This window comes from Gammaproteobacteria bacterium (assembly GCA_041395725.1).
GTDB lineage: Bacteria > Pseudomonadota > Gammaproteobacteria > Pseudomonadales > Pseudohongiellaceae > NORP240.
The window spans coordinates 3,555,360-3,572,895 of record JAWKZW010000001.1 but is presented as its reverse complement, the minus strand read 5'-3'; the positions used below and the strand labels follow the sequence as shown (position 1 = coordinate 3,572,895).

Here is a 17,536-nt window from a genome sequence, read left to right as displayed (position 1 = left end):
CCACCAACCTGAAGGTATCATGTCAATTTCTTTTTCTCCAACCCGGGACAACTGCCGCTTTCTCGTCCTCACCGGATACTACGGTTTAATCCTGAGCCTGTTCTTCAACAGCCTCGCAATGACGACCGGACTGACCATAACGACCCTGGTGATCTGGCTGATTCAGACAGCGCCATTGTTGATCTTCGCTCGCGGTCTGCATCACTCCCGTGTGCGCGCCTATGTCTGGCTGAGTTTTGTTGTACTGATGTATTTCATACATGGCGTACTCGCTGCCTTCACGCCCGGCAAACTGCTCATTGGTCTCGTTGAAACGGCCTTCTGCTGTCTGCTGTTCGTGGCACTGATCGTATTTATCCGGGTTAACCGCCCACCAGCGGGGGCTGACTCCTGATTTACCAGCCCATAACTTCCTTGACCAGTGGGACGGTAATCCGTCTTTTAAGCGCCAGTGACTGACTGTCCAGCTCCTGCAGCAATGACACCAGGGCGCCAGTGCTGCGGCTATGGCGTTGCAATACATAGTTCACAACTGCATCGGGAAGCTCAATACCCAGGCGCCCTGCCCGTTCCTTGAGGAGCTGCGATCTCTCGCTGTCTGTCAATTCATGCAGTTGAAACACCACGCCGGACTGTAACCGGGACTGCAAATCCGGCAGGCCCAGCGTCAGGTTCGCAGGCGCCGAATCTGCCGCAAGAACCAGACGCAGCTCACCATCCCGGGCCCTGTTGTATAAATGGAACAGCGCCTGCTCCCACTCTGCCTGGCCGGTTATTTTTCCCACATCATCGATACACACCAGATCGAGATCCTCCAGCCCCTCGAGCATTGCCGGTGCGAGCTGCTCGAGGCGGGAAAGCGGCAGGTAAATCGGCACACCGCCGGCGCTGGCGACTTCATGGCAGAGAGCCTGCAGAAGGTGGGTCTTGCCGGTTTCCGGATTCCCCCACAGAAAAGAAAGCGGCTCCGTGGATCGAATCACCCGCGTGCGTAAAAAATGCAGTACCTGGGTGTCCTTGCTGCTGGGCAGGAAATTCTGCAGAGTCGCGGCATTATCCAACTGAAAAACCAGCGGCAGCTGCCGCGCCCTGTCACGCCCCATGTCAGTGCATCCAGCGATAGGTTAATACCGGCCGGCCTTCAATACCACTCTGATCCAGAGGGGTCAGATTACGGTCCAGGCTGAGCAATTCAGACAGTTGCCCCCGGCTGCCCTGCAGTGACAGATTAAGCTCCAGCACCTCACCTTGCAGGGCTGCAACAGTCACGGTGTCTACCAGCACCAACTCCTCCAGGTAGGTGACAAGTTCCCCGTAGGCAGCAAGGCCATTAATGCCTTCAATGCGCAGCCGCGCCACATCCCGGTTGACGCCGGTCTGCGTTATCGCGAAATGTCGCGCCAGATCATTGGTAATTCTATTCAATGGCGCCGAAATATAGCTGGCCAGCTCCGTGTCCAGGCTATCGAAAACCTGCACCTGATCCTGGAACTGAAACTGCCACATTCCCACCAGGTCCCCACTGGCGGAAAACAGCAGCCGCCCTGCCAGGATACTGTCCGGTGCATAGCGTGCGCTGGCAGCGGCTATCGCCTGCTCATCCAGGGCCCAGAGTTGATCAGCACTGAGATTACGACGATCTTCAAAATCCAGCACCGGAAAGATGATGGGTAATCCCCGCTGCTGCGCGAACTGTTGCATCAGGCGGATAATCCCGGGGTCGCTGTCCGCGCTGAGCAGGCTGCGCTCACCCGCGTCGTTCTGTAATGCCATCCACACCAGCACACTGGGCCGATTGCTGTCCCATACCGGAATGGCGGCCTGTGCCAGCAACTGGTCGATGAGCCCGCGGGCGAAACTGACATTGAGTAGCTCCTGTTCCACAGAAATCGGCTGCCCGGGTGACACCGTGTCATCTGGCACAGGAGTGGAGTCGTCCGGCATCACCAGGCGGGATTCCGTCCGGTAGGCGATAGCCTCCACATAGTTCGCTGCAGTCTCCAGCGCTCGATCAATGCTGGGGTTTTCCAGCCAGCGGTTCTCCCCTGACACCTTGACAATTACAGCCGCCAGGGCTTCACGGAATGCACGACTCCGCTCCAGGTCACTTTGATTCGCCACGGCGACCTCGTACGTGTACAGGCCGGTGACCGGAAGTGCCGAAAGCGATGCCGGCATGCCCAGGCAGGCCAGCAGGAATAAAAGCAGAGCTACTTGATTGTATTGAGGAAGTTTCATGGCCACCAATGATACTTTAAATTCCCGGCAGATAGCACAGCTCCGTTTCAGCTGAGGTTAAGCGGGTAATTGCTAGCGTCAGACAAGACGCACTCTCTCACAACTGGTAAACTGACGGCTCTTCAGTGACCCGCTTGCCGATACGAAACACCAGGTATTTATTTATGGTTGACCAGATCAAAACTCCTGCTCAGAAATCTCAGGCAGGCAGCCTCAGTTACCGGGACGCCGGTGTCGATATCGACGCCGGTAACGCCCTGGTCGAAAAAATCAAGGGCATTACCGAACGCACCCGGCGCAAAGAAGTTCTGTCAGGACTGGGCGGATTTGGCGGCCTGTTCGCGCTGCCCGAAGGCTATCGTCAACCGGTGCTGGTTTCGGCTACCGACGGTGTCGGCACCAAGTTGAAACTGGCCATGGAACTGGGCCAGCACCAAAGCATCGGAATCGATCTGGTGGCCATGTGTGTCAATGACCTTATCGTCTCCGGCGCCGAGCCGCTTTTTTTCCTCGATTATTACGCCACCGGCAAGCTTGATGTGCAACTGGCTGCCGATGTGGTCAGTGGCATCGGCCAGGGCTGTGAGCTGGCGGGGTGCGCACTGATCGGCGGAGAGACGGCTGAGATGCCCGGCATGTACTCCGGCAGCGACTATGACCTGGCCGGTTTCGCAGTCGGCATTGTTGAGAAAGAGGAAATTATTGACCACAGTCGGGTAAATTGCGGGGATGTACTTATTGGTCTGTTATCGTCAGGCCCACACTCCAACGGCTACTCGCTGATCAGAAAGATTATCGAACGGGCCAATGCCGACCTGGCTCAACCGCTCGAAGAGACCACCCTGGGGCAGGCTTTGCTGACCCCCACCGAGATCTATGTTGCCGCGATACAGGAGCTGTCCCGCCACGTGCGCATCAATGCGCTGGCACACATCACCGGCGGGGGTATTACGGAAAATTTACCGCGCGTTCTCCCTGACGATGCCTGCGCCCGCATCGACCTCTCCAGCTGGCAGATGCCGGCGGTTTTTGAATGGTTACAGAAAAATGGCAATGTCAGCGAGCAGGAAATGCTGCGTACTTTCAATTGCGGCGTCGGCATGATCATCGCAGTTGCTGAACAGGAAAGCGAAACCGCCATGGGGATACTGCAGGACCGCAATCGGGGCGCCGTTGTGATCGGCAGAATTGAGGCGGGAAGCAACGCCGATGCCCCCGTGGTCTTTGTCCGCTAACCAGCAGGAGCAAGCGTGATGGAAAAACCCTGTTCGGTCGTTGTACTGATCAGCGGCAACGGAAGTAATCTGCAGGCATTGATCGATGCCAGTCAGACTGAGAATTTCCAGGTTACCGCAGTGATCAGCAACAACCCGGAAGCATTCGGCTTACAGCGCGCCGCCAATGCCGGGATACCGACGATTACCATTGATCACCGTGACTTTACCGACCGGATCTCCTTTGATCGTGCTCTCATCGCCAGACTGGAGGAACTGAACCCGGATCTGATCGTGCTGGCAGGGTTCATGCGGATACTGTCCGAAGAATTTGTCCGCCGCTTTGCGCACCGCATTCTCAACATCCACCCGTCCCTGCTACCCCTGTACCCAGGCACCAACACCCATCAGCGGGCGCTGGATGCCGGCGATCAGGAGCATGGCGCGTCCGTGCACTTCGTTACTGAAGAACTGGATGGCGGACCGGTAATCGCCCACGCCGCCGTTCCCGTCAGCCATGATGACACCGCCGCTTCACTGCAACAGCGGGTGCATGTCGAGGAGCACCGCATCTATCCCCAGGTTGTTGCACTGTTCGCCGCCGGCCGCCTGAAAATGCACGATGGCAAGGCCTGGCTGGACAACAGGGAATTGCCGCGCAACGGCATTCGTCTGGAGTGAAAATGTCCCTCACTTCACGCTGTCAATCTGCCGTGTTGCCCGCCTCCCTGGTGGTGATTCTGTTGCTGGCCTCAACCACCGTGGCGCAGGAACCGCTGACTTACGAAGCCGTGTATGCGGCCAGATCCTCCGGCCTGTCCGCTACCGCCGAGCGTCGACTTACGAGACTGGAAAACGGTCACTACCTGCTTAACCAGAGCATGGAGGTCAGAGTTCTGGGGGCACGCCTGGGGACCGTGGAGGAAACCAGCCAGCTGCACTACGTCGGCGATACCCTGGTACCCGATGCCTACACATACAACCAGTCCGGCATCTCCAGCCGCAAAGAGAGCGTTGAGTTCAATTGGCAGGAGGGCACGGCAGTAAGCAGGGACGATGATGAGGAGTGGCAGCTGGATTTGACTTCAGGCGTGGTGGACAATCTGAGCTTCCAGTTACTGCTGCGCCAGAAGCTTGGCATGCCAGGCAACGACACCGTCGAAATCCGGATGGTGGACAAGGACGAGGTCGAAACCCACCTCTACCGCGTCACTGGTTCCGAAATCGTGGAAACCAGACTGGGCAGGCTTGACACTATCAAGGTTGAGCGAATCAGGGCAGCGGGCAGCAACCGGCACACGACCTTCTGGCTGGCCCGGGACTGGCATCTGTTACTGGTGAAGTTCCTGCAGGAAAGCGGATCCGGGTCGGATACGGAACTGTTACTGGTAGAGGCCGTAGTGGATGGTCAGGAAGTTACACCGCTGCCCTGAGCGCCCCGGTTTTCCGATTCTTCCTCTCTTTCATCCCCGTTATTTTCGGCAGGCTGCCATCCTTCGGCACGCTGATCTTCTGCATCATCCGGTTCGGGCCCGCTCTCAATTTCCGCACCGTCTTCAGCTTTTTTAGGTAAGTTGTATTTGCGCAGTTTTTCCACCAGGGTGGTGCGTCGCATATGGAGACGGCTGGCCGCTCGAGCCACGACTCCACTACTGTCTTCCAACGCCTTGCTGATCAGATCCTTTTCCAGGCTGGCCAGGTATTCTTTGAGATCCAGTCCGCCCAGCGGCAGAGGCACAGATTCTGCGACCTCCTGCTGCTGATCCTGTTCCGCCGGGCTGCCCTGTGCCGGCTCCGCGCCTTCTGTCTCCTCCCGCCGTCCACTGTCACGCAAGTGTGCAGGCAAATCTTTCTCACCCACGATGCCATGGGGGTACAGTATTGCCATTCGCTCCACCAGATTGGCCAGTTCCCTGACGTTACCTGGCCAATGATAATGGGTAAGCGCTGCAATAGCCGCGGAATTAAACCGGACTGACCCGCGGTTCTCACTCTCCATGGTGGAAATGAGTTCGTTAAGCAGTAGCGGAATATCTTCCCTGCGCTCACGCAATGGTGGCATCTCAATGGGAAAGACGTTAATTCGATAGTAGAGATCCTGTCGGAATTCGCCCTTTTCGATCATGGCTTCCAGGTTCTGGTGAGTGGCAGCGATGATACGCACGTCCGTCGAGATGGTTTTGATACCACCGACTCTCTCAAAACTTCGCTCCTGCAGGACGCGCAGAAGCTTTACCTGCATGCTCAGCGGCATATCCCCGATTTCGTCGAGGAACAGCGTGCCACCGTTCGCCAGCTCAAAACGCCCCTCCCTGGAAGAGGTAGCCCCCGTAAAGGCTCCCTTTTCATGACCGAACAGTTCACTTTCCAGCAGTTCTCTTGGAATAGCGCCACAGTTGATGGGCACGAACGGTTCTTCGGCACGGGGAGAGTTCAAGTGGAGATTGCGGGCTATTACTTCCTTGCCAGTCCCTGATTCCCCGGTTACCAGAACCGTCACTTCCTTGCTTGCCACCTGCCCCATAAGCTGGCGCACTTGTTGCACGCCGGCGCTGTTACCGACCAGGCTGCGAAACATGTTGTAGTCGCGAACACCCCCCAGATCCCGCAGCCGATTGAAATTGTCGCGAAACACTCTGGCCTGGTGCAACGCATCCAGCAGTGGCTGGTAGGTCAGGGGAAAACTGAGCTCCCCCGTAACGTGCTTGTAAGACTGCCCCTCCTCCAGGTTGGCCAGGCGACCTTCGCCGAGCAACACAATCGGCAGGCCACGGTCCCACTGAGTCAACTGCTGCAACAGTTCGGCCAGAGTAAGCTCCTGGCATCGCCCCACCATGACCAGGCTGAACCTGGCCGGTGCGGTGTAATCACTGCCGCGGGATGCCAGCCAGCCCCGACTGTTTCCTGCGATCATTGACTCGCCGAGAAAACCGAGAATCACTTCCAGGTCGCGTCGTGACCTGTCGTCATCATCAATCAACAGAATATTGTTATGCTCAGCCAATGGTTTTGTCCGATTATTACTTTGATGAAATCTGATCAGGATGTCTCGTTGGGCGGCCTTGATAAACCAGGCGGCCAGGCTCTCCAACACGCCTGGAGTGAACAGGAGCTTAACAAATTATTTACGCGCATGCTCCACCCATCTGGCCCTGCAGGCATTTCTGTAAACCACCCCCGAATCGGCTACAATAGTGCCCAGTTGCAGGCATAGATTGAACCAGCCTGATGTAAACAGAGGAACAAACATGAAAACCGGATTATTAGCTGCTGCCGTGGCATTCGCCGCCTCATCTGCACTGTTCGCTGCCGATGATTACCAGGTGCCAAAAACCGAGTGGGGACACCCTGACGTGCAGGGCGTATGGAACTTTGCCTCCAATGTACCCATGAACCGACCACGGCAGTTTGGTGACCGCGAATACATGACGGTAGAGGAAGCCGCTGCCCTGGCAGCCGCTTCCGAGCGGCAGTACGACGCCATAAACTCCCAGGGCGTCGGTGGCTATAACACTTTTTGGGTAGAGAGCGCGGGCCGCGGTGACAATCTGCGCACTTCGCTGATCACGTACCCGGAAAATGGCCAGCTGCCACCCACGGTGGAAGGCGCAGTAATTCAGATCGGCGGACTCGGCCCTGACTTCAAAGGTACCCGACCAGTGCTGACGGCGGTCGGTGGCATCGGCAAAGACGGCCCTGAGGACCGCGGCACTTCGGAGCGCTGTATACAGGGATTCAACGCGGGGCCGCCCTTCACCCCCAGCATGTATAACAACAATGTGCAGATCTTTCAGAATCGCGACACTGTGGTTCTCATGACCGAGATGATCCATGACGCGCGTATTGTGCCCCTGGACGGGCGTCCACACCTGGACGACGACCTGCGTTTCTGGTCCGGTGATTCCCGGGGCTACTGGGACGGAGACACGCTGGTAGTGGAAACCCGCAACTTCAATAACCTCACCCAGAGTTTCAGTGTGTTTGGAAATTCCGCCGGCAAGACCCTTACCGAGCGGTTTACCCGGCGTGATGATTACACCCTGGACTATGAGTTCACGGTCGACGACCCAAGCACTTTTACCGATCGTATCGAGGCCAGAATTCCAATGGCCAAGGTGGACGGCCTGATGTACGAATACGCCTGCCACGAAGGGAATTATGGCATGGTGAACATCCTGCGCGGTGAACGAATTGACGAACAGCGTGCCCGGGAAGCCGAAGGCGGCCGCTAGAACCCCGGCTGGAAGCAGAGCGGTCGTAATCCCGCCGGTCTTTCAGAATACGGCAGCCTCAGCGCTGACCAACTCAATGCAGGTGGTTGTTCCCAGGAGTCCTGGTGAGCAACCACCCCTGCGGCGGGACCACTGCCATGCTCTATGAATGGGACTTCCCCTCCCCCTTTACCCTCGACATCGAAGTCCGGCAATCCGACATTGATGGTATGGGGCACGCCAACAATGCCAGTTATGTAGTCTGGTGTGAACGTTGCGCCTGGCGGCATTCCGAGTCCCTCGGCCTGTCCGTGCAGGATTACCAGCGACTCGACCGCGGCGTGGCAATCCAGCATGCCGAATATGACTATTTTCTGCCAAGCTTTATTCACGACCAGTTGATCGCGGCCACCTGGCTGGTTGGTTGTGACGGTAAGCTGCGGCTGGAACGGCGCTTTCAGATGGTAAACAGACAGACCGGGACAACCGTCCTGCGCGGGAGCTGGAGGCTTGTCTCAGTAGTCCTGAGTACCGGTAAGGTTACCAGACTTCCTCCTCTGTTCGTGGATACCTATTTACCGGCTGTGATAGAGAATCTGACAGATTGAGTCAGCTTCCCCGGCAGGATCCCGTCAATTTCTTACGAGCGGCCTGTGATCCAGATCACGCTCTGGTCAAGTGCTTTAAAGATATGAATTTAACAGTCGTTATAAGTGGAACCCGGCACGGACAACCGTGACAGCAGCAGGCCAGCCTGAATAAAGCCGGCCTTACAAAAGACAGTGCAGTGGATAAATTCGATTCGCAGTCCAAGAACAAGAAAACAACCCGTGACCGCGAAGCAGACAAGGTGACGTCTCTGCCATTGCAAAAAAAAGCGGACAGGCCCGCGCTCAAACAACCGACAGCACCCGATAGCCTGCACGATGAAGAGCTGCAGAAGGATCTTGAATTGTTAGCGAAAATGAGAGAAAGGATCGATCAGTTACCGGATATCGACACCGCCCGAATCGTGCAGCTTCATGAGCGCATCATCCGGGGCGAATACAATATCGACACCAAAAGCCTGGCGAAAAAACTAGGCCAGTTTGAGTCAGACCTTCACGACCCGTCCAGCTGAAAATCCAGCGGCGGCTCCAGCTCCGCCAGTCTGGCAAGATCATCAGCCCGGTCCACGTCCCAACGGGCTGGCAGCCTGCTGAAGGGCAGGCCCAAGCCCTCCAGTCTTTCCAGAGTAAGCTGCAATACCTTATCGGTACCCCACGGCATATCGACAAACAGTTCCCTGACGCTGCGCGTCAGCCCCAATAACACGTACCCGCCGTCTTCTGCAGGGCCAATAACCACCTGTGACCCAGCCCGCAACAGGCGCGAAGCCTCCCGTAGATAATCGACATCGACGGAAGGACAATCTGTGCCGACCAGCAGCACTGAAGCCGAGCCGACCAGTGATGCCTCCGCTGCAGCCCACATGCGTTCCCCCAGGTCATGCCCCCGCTGCTGCCGAAGCGGGACGGGCAGCTTCATCCCGGTCAATAATGGGTTATGCGGATCGCCGCTGACCCAGACTTCCCACGGCGCCAGGTTCGCGTCCTGCAATTTCTTAGCCTGGTAACGAAGCATGGCGCAATGCAACTGAAAAGCCTGTTCAACTCCGATGGCATCATGCAGCCGGGTTTTCACCCGCCCATAAACAGGCTCTTTGGCGAACAGGAGGATCCGGGATTCAGGAAATTCATACATTGCAAAGCATCCGCTCAGGAGCCGTGATGATCATATTTTTTAGCCAGATACTCGGGGTTTACACCCAGGAAATACAGCAGCCTGAGCCACCACATCAAAAGAATCGTTCGCACTGTACCGTGCTTTTCCCATCGGCGGCTTGAAGTAGTCGCCTTGTGCCTGATACGGGCCGGCCAACTGAGACGGCGCAGCAACTTGCTGAGCGCCACATCTTCCATTAGCGGGATCGGCGGGTAGCCACCAATCTGCCGGAATGCCTGGGCAGTCACAAACAGAGACTGGTCGCCGGTCACAACGCCAGTAAGGTGCGAGCGCAGGTTGATCATTTTTTCAATGAGCCGGAATCCTGCCTGTCGGCCGCTCAAGCGCACGTCGAACCTGCCCCAGACCGCCCCGGACTGCTGCAGGCAGACGGCGATCAGATCGATGGCCTGTTCAGGCAGGCAGGTGTCGGCGTGCAGAAACAACAGCACATCGCCGCTGGCAAGCTCGGCGCCTCGATTCATCTGCAAGGCGCGACCCCGCTCGGCAACAGTAAAAAAATCCGCCTGCCCCTCCTGTACCTCAGCCGTACCATCACTGCTGCCACCATCGACAACGATTACCTCATGTCCTTGTTTCCGGTAATCCTGCAGCCTCTGCAGTTGCCTCAGCAAGGAATCGGAATCATTAAACACCGGAGTTATTATGCTTATTTTCAATAGGATACATGCCACTTTTAATAATCGTTATGTGCCGCCAGGCACGCTCGGGTGAGAAATTCACGGGGAGCTGATCTGCGCAGTCAGCTGCTGCCGACCTGCTGGGCTTTGCAAACCCTGACCCTTCATGCTGCCTGGCCTGCCTTACCTGGTTACCGCAATTGAGCACCTATCCCTCTGATTCTTCTGATTCTTCTGGACATCCAAAGCTGGCTTCCAATCGTACTCACCAGTAGTCATAGTTTATGACTGGCAGCGTAGTGGTGCAGACCAGCCTCACTCTCGCAAGTTGTAGTCTCTCTGTCCCGCCTCTATCGGCGAATTAAGCTCTGGTTAAGCGATAATGGACTACTTTACCCGAGGTCGCACTGCTGAGTCATTGCTCGATACCGGCATTCAATCGTCGCTGCTCTGACAGTCCGGTGCCGAGGACGTTGGGCCTCTATGCGCAGACCTGCCCGATTACGCAGCCGTAACAGTCAAGTTTAGCGCATAACAATCTTGTAATATGAAGACTGATGGTTTTAAATACGCGGCCGATAGCAGCCGTATACAGAGGGTCACACCCGCCGTCGAATCAGTATTGCGCGGCAGGGCAGTAGTTGCTGCAACTGCCCATTCGCTTCGAGCAAGTGAGATATTCAGACTATGAAGGCTGAGAATTTTTATATCATAGCTACGTCACCGGAAGAGCCGAGCTTGCAGGTCAATATTTCAGGCCCCTACCTGACCAGACAAGCGGCTCAGGCCGACCTGTCGGCGGCAATTGACGAAGCAGCCACCATCGATCCCAGTGCCAGGCACTATGTTTACAGCATTTCGAAGATTCAATGTCGCAAGCCTGGCGTCATTCAACATATGGCCAGCCACGCCTGATCCGGACCCTGCCCGGAACCCAAATATCTGAGCCCCGGAATACCGCCCACCCGGCAAAAATGTAGTAGCCTGCACCCCATGAAAGTTGTCTTCAATGCCAATAATCCCCTGGAAGCGCACCTGTTGGTGGGTCTACTCAAGCAGGCAGGCATAGAGGGGACAATCAACGGCGAATTCCTGCATGGCGCCATGGGCGAGCTGCCAGCCTTTGGGCTGGTGACAGTGCTGGTGTTCGAGCGGGACTTTCGGGAAGCAGCGGAAATCGTCGCCGACTGGCAGCAGTCCATGCTGGCCTGAAGCCTGGATATCCGCTACTCGATCCGGCCCACGTTTGAGACAGTCTGCTGCCAGTAGACAATGTCCCTGCCTACAGCGGTTCCAAGCTGAGCAAGGATGTCGGGCACATAAGTCTCATCAACCAGCATCTCAAACTGCAGGCGCTTGCGGCGACCGCTTACCTGTTCTGCCAGGGAAAGATTTTCGTGCACGCCATGACCCCGCACACGATAGGACGTAAACCCAACGACCCCTTCCCGACCAAGCAGGTAATCCACCATATCCTCTTCCAGTTCAGGGTGAATATTCAATACCAGCAATGTCTTCATACCGTTGCCTCTCCCTGCCGGCTGTGGAATTTGTTATAGATGATTGGCAGTAGAAACAACGTCAGACCGGTCGAACTGATGAGACCGCCAATCACCACGATCGCCAGGGGCTTCTGTATTTCCGAGCCGGGCCCGGTCGCCAGCAACAGGGGTACCAGTCCAATGGCGCAGATCGAGGCAGTCATCATGACCGGTCGCAGTCGCCGCGCAGCTCCCTCGCGCACAACATCGGCTACGCTCAAGCCCTTGGCCAACAGATAATTAAAATGAGACATCAGCACGACACCATTAAGAACAGCTATCCCCAGCAAGGCGATAAAACCAACCGATGCCGGCACCGACAGGAACTCACCGGTCAGCCATAGCGCAATGAGCCCGCCGGTCAGGGCGAAGGGAATATTGGAAAGTATGATCAATGTCTGCTTTACAGACCGGAAGGTTAAAAATAACAGGAAAGCAATCAGCAACAGCGCCACAGGCACGACCAGGGCCAGTCTGGCCGCCGCTCGCTGCTGATTCTCAAACTCGCCACCCCACTCCAGCGTATAGCCCTCCGGCAGGTCGACATTGGCTGCAACAATCTGCTTGGCCTCATCGACAAACCCCACCAGATCCCGGTTTTCAACGTTGGTTCTTACGACCGCGAATCGCTGCCCGGATTCACGAGAAATGCTTACCGGCCCCTCGACACGGCGGATGTCTGCGATTTCTGAAAGCGGTACATTTCCACCGTCGTCCAGGCCGATAAACTGGTTACTCATCTGATTGAGACCGTCACCCTGCAATTTTGCGTAGCGCAGCATCAGCGGCACCCGGGCCGCCTGCTCAATCACTGTTCCCACTCGCAAGCCTTCTATCTGGGACCGTAGACGCGACTGCAGGTCATCGGCATTGATCCCCAGCATGCCACTTCGCTGTCTGTCCACTGTCACCTGCAGGTACTGAGCACCCTCGTTCAAAGTCGCGATCGTATCCACACTACCTGCTACCTGAGCAATCTGTTCAGCTATGAGCTGGGCATAGGTATTCAGCTGTTCCAATTCCGGGCCGAACAGCTTGATCGCCACATCTCCTCTGGAGCCGGTCAGCATTTCTGACACACGCATATCGATAGGCTGGGTGAAGCCGTAGTTGAGACCGATGAATTCATCCATGATCACTCGCAACCGTTCCTCCAGCTCGGCCTTGTTGCGAACTGTCCATTCAGCCGGTGGCTTCAGTTGCAGAAACATGTCTGTTTCGTTCAGCCCCATGGGATCCATACCAATTTCATCGGAACCGCTTCTGGACACTACCCTGATTATTTCCGGCACCTCCTCTAACAAAGCACGCTCCACCCGCTGCACCATGCGCGTGGTGCTTTCAAGGTTAATCGACGGAATGAATTCCAGTTGAATGATGATGTCGCCCTCATCCATGGTAGGCATGAAGGTTTTTCCCACCAACGGGAAAATAGCCCCGGTAACAACCAGTAACACGGCCGCAACACCCAGTACATAACGTGGTTTCTGCAGCGCCCATTCCAGCGCGGGCCGATAGAGCCGCAACAGGTTCCTGCTCAGCCAGGGTTCATCGTGGCTGGCGGATTTGATAAAGAATGAAGCAATTACCGGGATTACCGTGAGCGAAAGCACCAGGGAGCCAAGCAGAGCGAAAACAATTGTCAGGGTTACCGGACCAAACAGTTTACCTTCCAGGCCCTCCAGGGTCAGCAGTGGCAGGAAGACGATGATAATAATCAGGATGCCGGAGGTTACCGGCACTGCGACGTCCTTTACTGCCCGATAAATAATGTGCAGACGCGGCAGCCGGCGCGTTGCCTCATCATCTTTTGCCAACGAAGCGACAATGTTCTCCACAACAACGATCGACGAGTCCACCAGCATTCCGATGGCGATGACCAGACCGCCAAGGCTCATCAGGTTGGCACTCATGCCCATGAAGCCCATCATCAGGAATGTAAACAGCGCCGCAAAGGGCAATACTGCCGCCGCCGTCAGGGCGGCGCGAACATTGCCCAGAAACAGGCCCAGAAGAATCACCACCAGCACGACCGCCTCGATCAGCGCCCTTGAAACCGTACTGACCGCGCCCTCGATCAGCACACTGCGATCATAGAAAATTTCAGTGGTGGTGCCGGGTGGCAGCGTTGCCTCGATCTCCTCCAGCTTGTTTCTCACGCCGGTCACAACCTCCCTGGCATTGGCGCCCCGCAATCCTATCACCAGTCCCTGCACCACCTCAGAGCCACCATCAGCTGTCACCGAGCCATAGCGCTCCATGGAGCCCAGGGAAATATCCGCCACTTCGAATAATGGAATTTTCTCGCCCAGGTTGTTTTCAACCTGGATGTTGCCAATGTCCGCCAGGCTCCCGATTGCCCCCGCCACTCTTACCAGCATGGCCTCCTCACCCTGGTCGATCCGGCCTGCCCCGTCGTTCTTATTATTACTCTGCAGTGCGGCGACAATCCTATCGTTGTGCACGTTCAGCCTAGCCATTGCATCGGGTCGGGGAATAACCTCGTAGGTCTTTACGAATCCTCCCAGAGCATTCACATCAGCGACGCCAGGTACCGTTCTAAGTGCCGGTCTTAATGTCCAGTCCACCAGAAAACGCTTTTCCTCCAGGGTCAGCGTGTCGCTTTCGACGGTGAACATGAACATGTCACCAAGCGGTGTACTCATGGGAGCCAGGCCACCACTGATATCTCCGGGCAGATCCTCCCATACATTATTCACCCGTTCAGCAACCTGCTGCCTGGCCCAGTAAATGTCAGTACCCTCTTCGAAATCCAGGGTTATGGAACTCAATGCGTACTTCGAGATCGATCGCAGAATGGTTTTGCGTGGAATCCCCAGCACTTCCACTTCGATAGGCTGAGTGATCAGTGACTCAACCTCCTCTGGGGTCATACCAGGAGCCTTGATAATAATTTTTACCTGGGTGGGCGAAATATCAGGAAAGGCATCAATGGGCAGTTCCAGCAAAGCGCGCCCGCCAAAACCCACCAGCAGCAGGGCGACCAGCAAGGTCATCAGGCGCTGGCTCAGAGCATATTGTATAAGATTCGCTAACATGATTATTGACCGCTATTCGTCCTGTCCCAAACCCAGCTGAACGCCCTTCAGCACCGATGCACCCTGAATGACCAGTTGGTCACCGACCCGAAGCTGAGGCCCGGCTACGTAATTACTTCCGGCTGGCTCCAGATCCAGCACCCGTGCCTCCACGCCGTCTACGGTCCTGACGAACACCACGGTGTTATCACCGCTGTGAACCACCGCATCGCCCGGCACCAGCATTCCTGCCTCGGAAGCCGGCAGGATCAGATTCAGGACCTGCCCCGGCAGATAATCTACTGGCTGATTGAATTCAGCCAGCACTTCTATTGTCTGGGTTGTTTCATGTACTGAAAAATCCCGATAGCGCAAGGTTACCGATGCTGAGACACTGGAAAGATTCAACACTCGGCCAGGCTGCAGCCTGTCAGCATACCGGGCTGGCACTCTGGCTCGCAGCCAGGGCTGGGCACCACTGCCCAGAGAGGCGACTACCTGATATTTCTCGGCTGTTTGTCCGGCATTTATTGACCGGGCGGTTAACGTGCCACCAATTGGAGCGCGCAAGGTAAACAACCCGAAATCCTCCGGAGAATCCATCAGCCTGGCCAGAGACTGGTCGTTGTGACCACCCCTGGCCAGAATGCCGGTCAGGCTGTTCAACGCTGTGCGCACCTGGGACAGGTCATGTTCAGCCTCCTCGAGACGTTGCCTGGCTACTATGCCTTTCTCATAGAGTTGTCGGTTACGTTCCACCATATACTCGGCCAGTTCGATCTCCGAGTAGGCAGCCAGCCAGCGGTTCTGTAAGTCCACCACTTCCTGGCTGCGCAGAGTGGCCAGCAACTGGCCGATTCCCACGGTTTCCCCGGGTACCGCATGCCACCGCTCCAGCGTGCCCTGAAAAGGCACAACCACGTCAGAAGCTGATTCTGGAGAATTAATCACCGTGGCCGGATAGCGATTTCCGGACTGGCGATCAAGATTAGTCACTGGCGCAAATACTATGCCCAGCCTTGCAATGTCTTCCTCGCTGAGGGGAATAAAACCCTGTGCCTGTGCCAGCGCATTGCAAAGCAACAACATTGACACCACCAGTTGATTGACTCTCATGGTAAAACTCCGATTATCTGATTGTATTCAGAACTGATCCGCTGACGTCGAAGGCGCAGCGTTTCCAGATCCATGCGCGCCTGCGTGGCCTGCTGCTGGGCGATGACAACCTGCGTCAGATCGATTTCCCCGACTTCAAAGGCCGCAATGCTCATCTCATAACGCTGCGCCGTAATTGCCACCTGCTCTACCCCGAGCTGCACAGATTCGCCGAGCAGGGCCAACTCCTGATCGATCTGAGCTCGCCGCTGCTCCAGTTGCCGCCGCGTTTCAATTAACGTCACTTCGGCGTCCACCTCATCACTCCGCGCCAGACCGACACTCGCGGCAGTGGCCGGGCTTTTCCCGATTGGGACACTGACCGAGACAGCAAGGCTGTCAATATAAGGTTGAAGTCGATCCCCCCGCTCGCGCCTCACCCCCAGACTCAAGGCTGGTCGACCACTGGCTTGATGCCTTGCCAGATTCACTTTGGCTGACGCGATCGCCAACTGCGTCTGGAGAAAATGCAGGGTCGGGTGGGACTGGGGAATGGCGACAGCTGGCTCAATGACCTCGACGAGCCGGGCAGCCGGTCTCATTGCCAGACCTGTCAATACGGCATAAGCCTGCTCGGCACTGGCGAGCCGGGTCCGCGCCTGTATCACAGCCTGTTGCCGCTGCAGTCGCAGCGTGCGGGCCTGCAGCACATCACTCTGTGCGCTCGCTCCTGCCTCTGCCATGTCTGTCGTAATCGTAACCAGGCGTTGCGCTTCAGAGTCCGCCTGGCGTGCGATGTCCAGCAATGACTCCGCGGCAGCCAGTTCCGCAAGCACTGCTCTAACCTGACCGGCAACCATCAGCCGTAAGTGTCCCTGCCAGGCCTCCAGCCGCTCCTGGTGACGATCCCCAAGCGTTGCTGTGTCGTCTCTCTCGCCAGGTCGCCACAAGTTAAAACTGACACCCGACTCGATTTCCCGCAATCCGACATCGTCCAGGGGGGAATCATCATAATAGCTGAGTTGCAGACTGGGCCGACTCGAGACCCAGCTATTGCCGAGCGCATCGTAGGCTTCTGCTGTAGCTCGAAGATTGGCCTCGCTCCTGGCTGCCGGTGCGTTGCCGAGGGCTGCTTCAAGAACCGTTTCAAAGGCCAGCGCTTCGCTGACCACGAGTGAGCCTCTGGAGAGACTCACCTCCTCCTGCGCTACCGCTGCACCGGCAGTAAACTGGGACACCGCAACTATTACCAATAGCCAACAGCGTAAACCGAGTCTATAACTGCGTCTGATAAATTCCGCCAGCACCTGAATCCCTCTCTGTTTCCTGGTTAATCTTATCTTCACTGTGTATTCTGCCAGAATTCTGCAGGCCTATTCTTATGACAGGCTTAAATTTGCCTTACAGATCTCTGTTACTTTGAGACTGATCAATATACGGGCTGTCTGAACGCGTGAAGGCTGACTGTCAATGTGAATGCAACGCATTCCTGCAACCCTGCAACAGAGAGTGGATGTTTGAACTGGCGCTGCAGCATCGGTGGAAGCGGGACACCTGGGACCAGGAGCCCGGAATGGGCTGGTCTGGCGGTTTGCCAGCAGGATAAACCTTGTCAATGAATCGATGGGCAGCCACTATTTATGCCCTAACCTCTCTATACTGACTACTCCCTGGCGAAAGGTCAAAAACAAAATGTCAGTGGCCTGTTAGTTTTCCCCGTGAATCCCGCTATAATCTAGCCCGACCACAAACCCCGACGCAATACCTTCCAGGTGTTGACTACATGAAGAGGTT

18 protein-coding genes are annotated in these 17,536 nt (G+C 56.3%); 9 read left to right on the top strand and 9 right to left on the bottom strand.

Features of this window, described 5'->3' with window-relative positions:
- The first annotated feature begins 19 nt into the window (after positions 1-19).
- Positions 20-394, top strand: a complete 375-nt coding sequence (locus R3F50_15720) for a DUF2069 domain-containing protein (GenBank protein MEZ5491747.1) — start codon at positions 20-22, stop codon at positions 392-394.
- A gap of 1 nt (position 395) precedes the next feature.
- Here the strand turns inward: R3F50_15720 and hda are convergent, their stop codons facing one another.
- The gene (hda, locus tag R3F50_15715; protein ID MEZ5491746.1) at positions 396-1,103 is read right to left on the bottom strand and encodes a DnaA regulatory inactivator Hda; all 708 of its coding nucleotides are present in this window, start codon (positions 1,101-1,103) and stop codon (positions 396-398) included.
- Position 1,104: 1 nt separating this feature from the next.
- On the bottom strand, positions 1,105-2,238 hold the full coding sequence (locus R3F50_15710; GenBank protein ID MEZ5491745.1) for a DUF2066 domain-containing protein: 1,134 nt from the start codon (positions 2,236-2,238) through the stop codon (positions 1,105-1,107).
- A 164-nt stretch (positions 2,239-2,402) separates the two neighbouring features.
- On the opposite strand from R3F50_15710, the gene purM reads away from it, so the two are divergent.
- The 3 genes from purM to R3F50_15695 are packed head-to-tail and all read left to right on the top strand — an operon-like array spanning position 2,403 to position 4,885.
- On the top strand, positions 2,403-3,473 hold the full coding sequence (purM, locus tag R3F50_15705; protein MEZ5491744.1) for a phosphoribosylformylglycinamidine cyclo-ligase: 1,071 nt from the start codon (positions 2,403-2,405) through the stop codon (positions 3,471-3,473).
- Between the two features lie 15 nt (positions 3,474-3,488).
- A complete protein-coding gene (gene purN, locus R3F50_15700; GenBank protein ID MEZ5491743.1) occupies positions 3,489-4,133 on the top strand; it encodes a phosphoribosylglycinamide formyltransferase in 645 nt (214 codons plus the stop codon).
- Positions 4,134-4,135: 2 nt separating this feature from the next.
- Positions 4,136-4,885 carry a DUF3108 domain-containing protein gene (locus tag R3F50_15695; GenBank protein ID MEZ5491742.1) on the top strand — a complete coding sequence of 250 codons (750 nt, stop codon included), beginning with the start codon at positions 4,136-4,138 and terminating at the stop codon, positions 4,883-4,885.
- Here the strand turns inward: R3F50_15695 and R3F50_15690 are convergent.
- Positions 4,861-6,456 (bottom strand): sigma-54 dependent transcriptional regulator, encoded by a 1,596-nt coding sequence (locus R3F50_15690; GenBank protein MEZ5491741.1) that lies wholly within the window; start codon positions 6,454-6,456, stop codon positions 4,861-4,863. The genes R3F50_15695 and R3F50_15690 overlap by 25 nt on opposite strands.
- 244 nt (positions 6,457-6,700) lie before the next feature.
- Between R3F50_15690 and R3F50_15685 the strand changes: the two genes are divergently transcribed.
- The 3 genes from R3F50_15685 to R3F50_15675 all read left to right on the top strand — a co-directional run bounded on the left by R3F50_15685 (position 6,701) and on the right by R3F50_15675 (position 8,783).
- On the top strand, positions 6,701-7,684 hold the full coding sequence (locus R3F50_15685) for a hypothetical protein (GenBank protein ID MEZ5491740.1): 984 nt from the start codon (positions 6,701-6,703) through the stop codon (positions 7,682-7,684).
- Between the two features lie 104 nt (positions 7,685-7,788).
- Positions 7,789-8,271: a thioesterase family protein gene (locus tag R3F50_15680; protein MEZ5491739.1), complete on the top strand. Its 483-nt coding sequence runs from the start codon at positions 7,789-7,791 to the stop codon at positions 8,269-8,271.
- Positions 8,272-8,450: 179 nt separating this feature from the next.
- A complete protein-coding gene (locus R3F50_15675; protein ID MEZ5491738.1) occupies positions 8,451-8,783 on the top strand; it encodes a flagellar biosynthesis anti-sigma factor FlgM in 333 nt (110 codons plus the stop codon).
- Here R3F50_15675 and R3F50_15670 read toward each other — a convergent pair.
- Together R3F50_15670 and R3F50_15665 are read right to left on the bottom strand one after the other, a co-directional pair.
- The gene (locus R3F50_15670) at positions 8,765-9,406 is read right to left on the bottom strand and encodes a TIGR04282 family arsenosugar biosynthesis glycosyltransferase (GenBank protein MEZ5491737.1); all 642 of its coding nucleotides are present in this window, start codon (positions 9,404-9,406) and stop codon (positions 8,765-8,767) included. The genes R3F50_15675 and R3F50_15670 overlap by 19 nt on opposite strands.
- 14 nt (positions 9,407-9,420) lie before the next feature.
- Complete coding sequence (locus R3F50_15665) at positions 9,421-10,122, bottom strand: TIGR04283 family arsenosugar biosynthesis glycosyltransferase (protein ID MEZ5491736.1); 702 nt, start codon at positions 10,120-10,122, stop codon at positions 9,421-9,423.
- Positions 10,123-10,755: 633 nt separating this feature from the next.
- Between R3F50_15665 and R3F50_15660 the strand changes: the two genes are divergently transcribed.
- Positions 10,756-10,983, top strand: a complete 228-nt coding sequence (locus R3F50_15660) for a hypothetical protein (GenBank protein MEZ5491735.1) — start codon at positions 10,756-10,758, stop codon at positions 10,981-10,983.
- Positions 10,984-11,061: 78 nt separating this feature from the next.
- Positions 11,062-11,280, top strand: a complete 219-nt coding sequence (locus R3F50_15655) for a DUF2007 domain-containing protein (protein MEZ5491734.1) — start codon at positions 11,062-11,064, stop codon at positions 11,278-11,280.
- 14 nt (positions 11,281-11,294) lie between these two features.
- Here the strand turns inward: R3F50_15655 and R3F50_15650 are convergent, their stop codons facing one another.
- Genes R3F50_15650 through R3F50_15635 form a run of 4 tightly spaced genes read right to left on the bottom strand, consistent with a single transcriptional unit; the run spans position 11,295 to position 16,980 of the window.
- Positions 11,295-11,588 (bottom strand): DUF3240 family protein, encoded by a 294-nt coding sequence (locus R3F50_15650; GenBank protein MEZ5491733.1) that lies wholly within the window; start codon positions 11,586-11,588, stop codon positions 11,295-11,297.
- Complete coding sequence (locus R3F50_15645; protein MEZ5491732.1) at positions 11,585-14,668, bottom strand: CusA/CzcA family heavy metal efflux RND transporter; 3,084 nt, start codon at positions 14,666-14,668, stop codon at positions 11,585-11,587. Before R3F50_15645 ends, R3F50_15650 begins: the two co-directional genes overlap by 4 nt.
- 12 nt (positions 14,669-14,680) lie before the next feature.
- The gene (locus R3F50_15640) at positions 14,681-15,763 is read right to left on the bottom strand and encodes an efflux RND transporter periplasmic adaptor subunit (protein MEZ5491731.1); all 1,083 of its coding nucleotides are present in this window, start codon (positions 15,761-15,763) and stop codon (positions 14,681-14,683) included.
- The gene (locus tag R3F50_15635) at positions 15,760-16,980 is read right to left on the bottom strand and encodes a TolC family protein (GenBank protein ID MEZ5491730.1); all 1,221 of its coding nucleotides are present in this window, start codon (positions 16,978-16,980) and stop codon (positions 15,760-15,762) included. The genes R3F50_15640 and R3F50_15635 overlap by 4 nt, the downstream gene beginning before the upstream one ends.
- Positions 16,981-17,536 lie beyond the last annotated feature (556 nt).

What these genes read in the sequence shown, in the direction of transcription:
- R3F50_15720 (MEZ5491747.1), top strand. Translation starts at nt 20, where the DNA reads ATGTCAATTTCTTTTTCTCCAACCCGGGACAACTGCCGCTTTCTCGTC.
- hda (MEZ5491746.1), bottom strand. Translation starts at nt 1,103, where the DNA reads ATGGGGCGTGACAGGGCGCGGCAGCTGCCGCTGGTTTTTCAGTTGGAT.
- R3F50_15710 (MEZ5491745.1), bottom strand. Translation starts at nt 2,238, where the DNA reads ATGAAACTTCCTCAATACAATCAAGTAGCTCTGCTTTTATTCCTGCTG.
- purM (MEZ5491744.1), top strand. Translation starts at nt 2,403, where the DNA reads ATGGTTGACCAGATCAAAACTCCTGCTCAGAAATCTCAGGCAGGCAGC.
- R3F50_15695 (MEZ5491742.1), top strand. Translation starts at nt 4,136, where the DNA reads ATGTCCCTCACTTCACGCTGTCAATCTGCCGTGTTGCCCGCCTCCCTG.
- R3F50_15685 (MEZ5491740.1), top strand. Translation starts at nt 6,701, where the DNA reads ATGAAAACCGGATTATTAGCTGCTGCCGTGGCATTCGCCGCCTCATCT.
- R3F50_15670 (MEZ5491737.1), bottom strand. Translation starts at nt 9,406, where the DNA reads ATGTATGAATTTCCTGAATCCCGGATCCTCCTGTTCGCCAAAGAGCCT.
- R3F50_15660 (MEZ5491735.1), top strand. Translation starts at nt 10,756, where the DNA reads ATGAAGGCTGAGAATTTTTATATCATAGCTACGTCACCGGAAGAGCCG.
- R3F50_15655 (MEZ5491734.1), top strand. Translation starts at nt 11,062, where the DNA reads ATGAAAGTTGTCTTCAATGCCAATAATCCCCTGGAAGCGCACCTGTTG.
- R3F50_15650 (MEZ5491733.1), bottom strand. Translation starts at nt 11,588, where the DNA reads ATGAAGACATTGCTGGTATTGAATATTCACCCTGAACTGGAAGAGGAT.
- R3F50_15645 (MEZ5491732.1), bottom strand. Translation starts at nt 14,668, where the DNA reads ATGTTAGCGAATCTTATACAATATGCTCTGAGCCAGCGCCTGATGACC.
- R3F50_15640 (MEZ5491731.1), bottom strand. Translation starts at nt 15,763, where the DNA reads ATGAGAGTCAATCAACTGGTGGTGTCAATGTTGTTGCTTTGCAATGCG.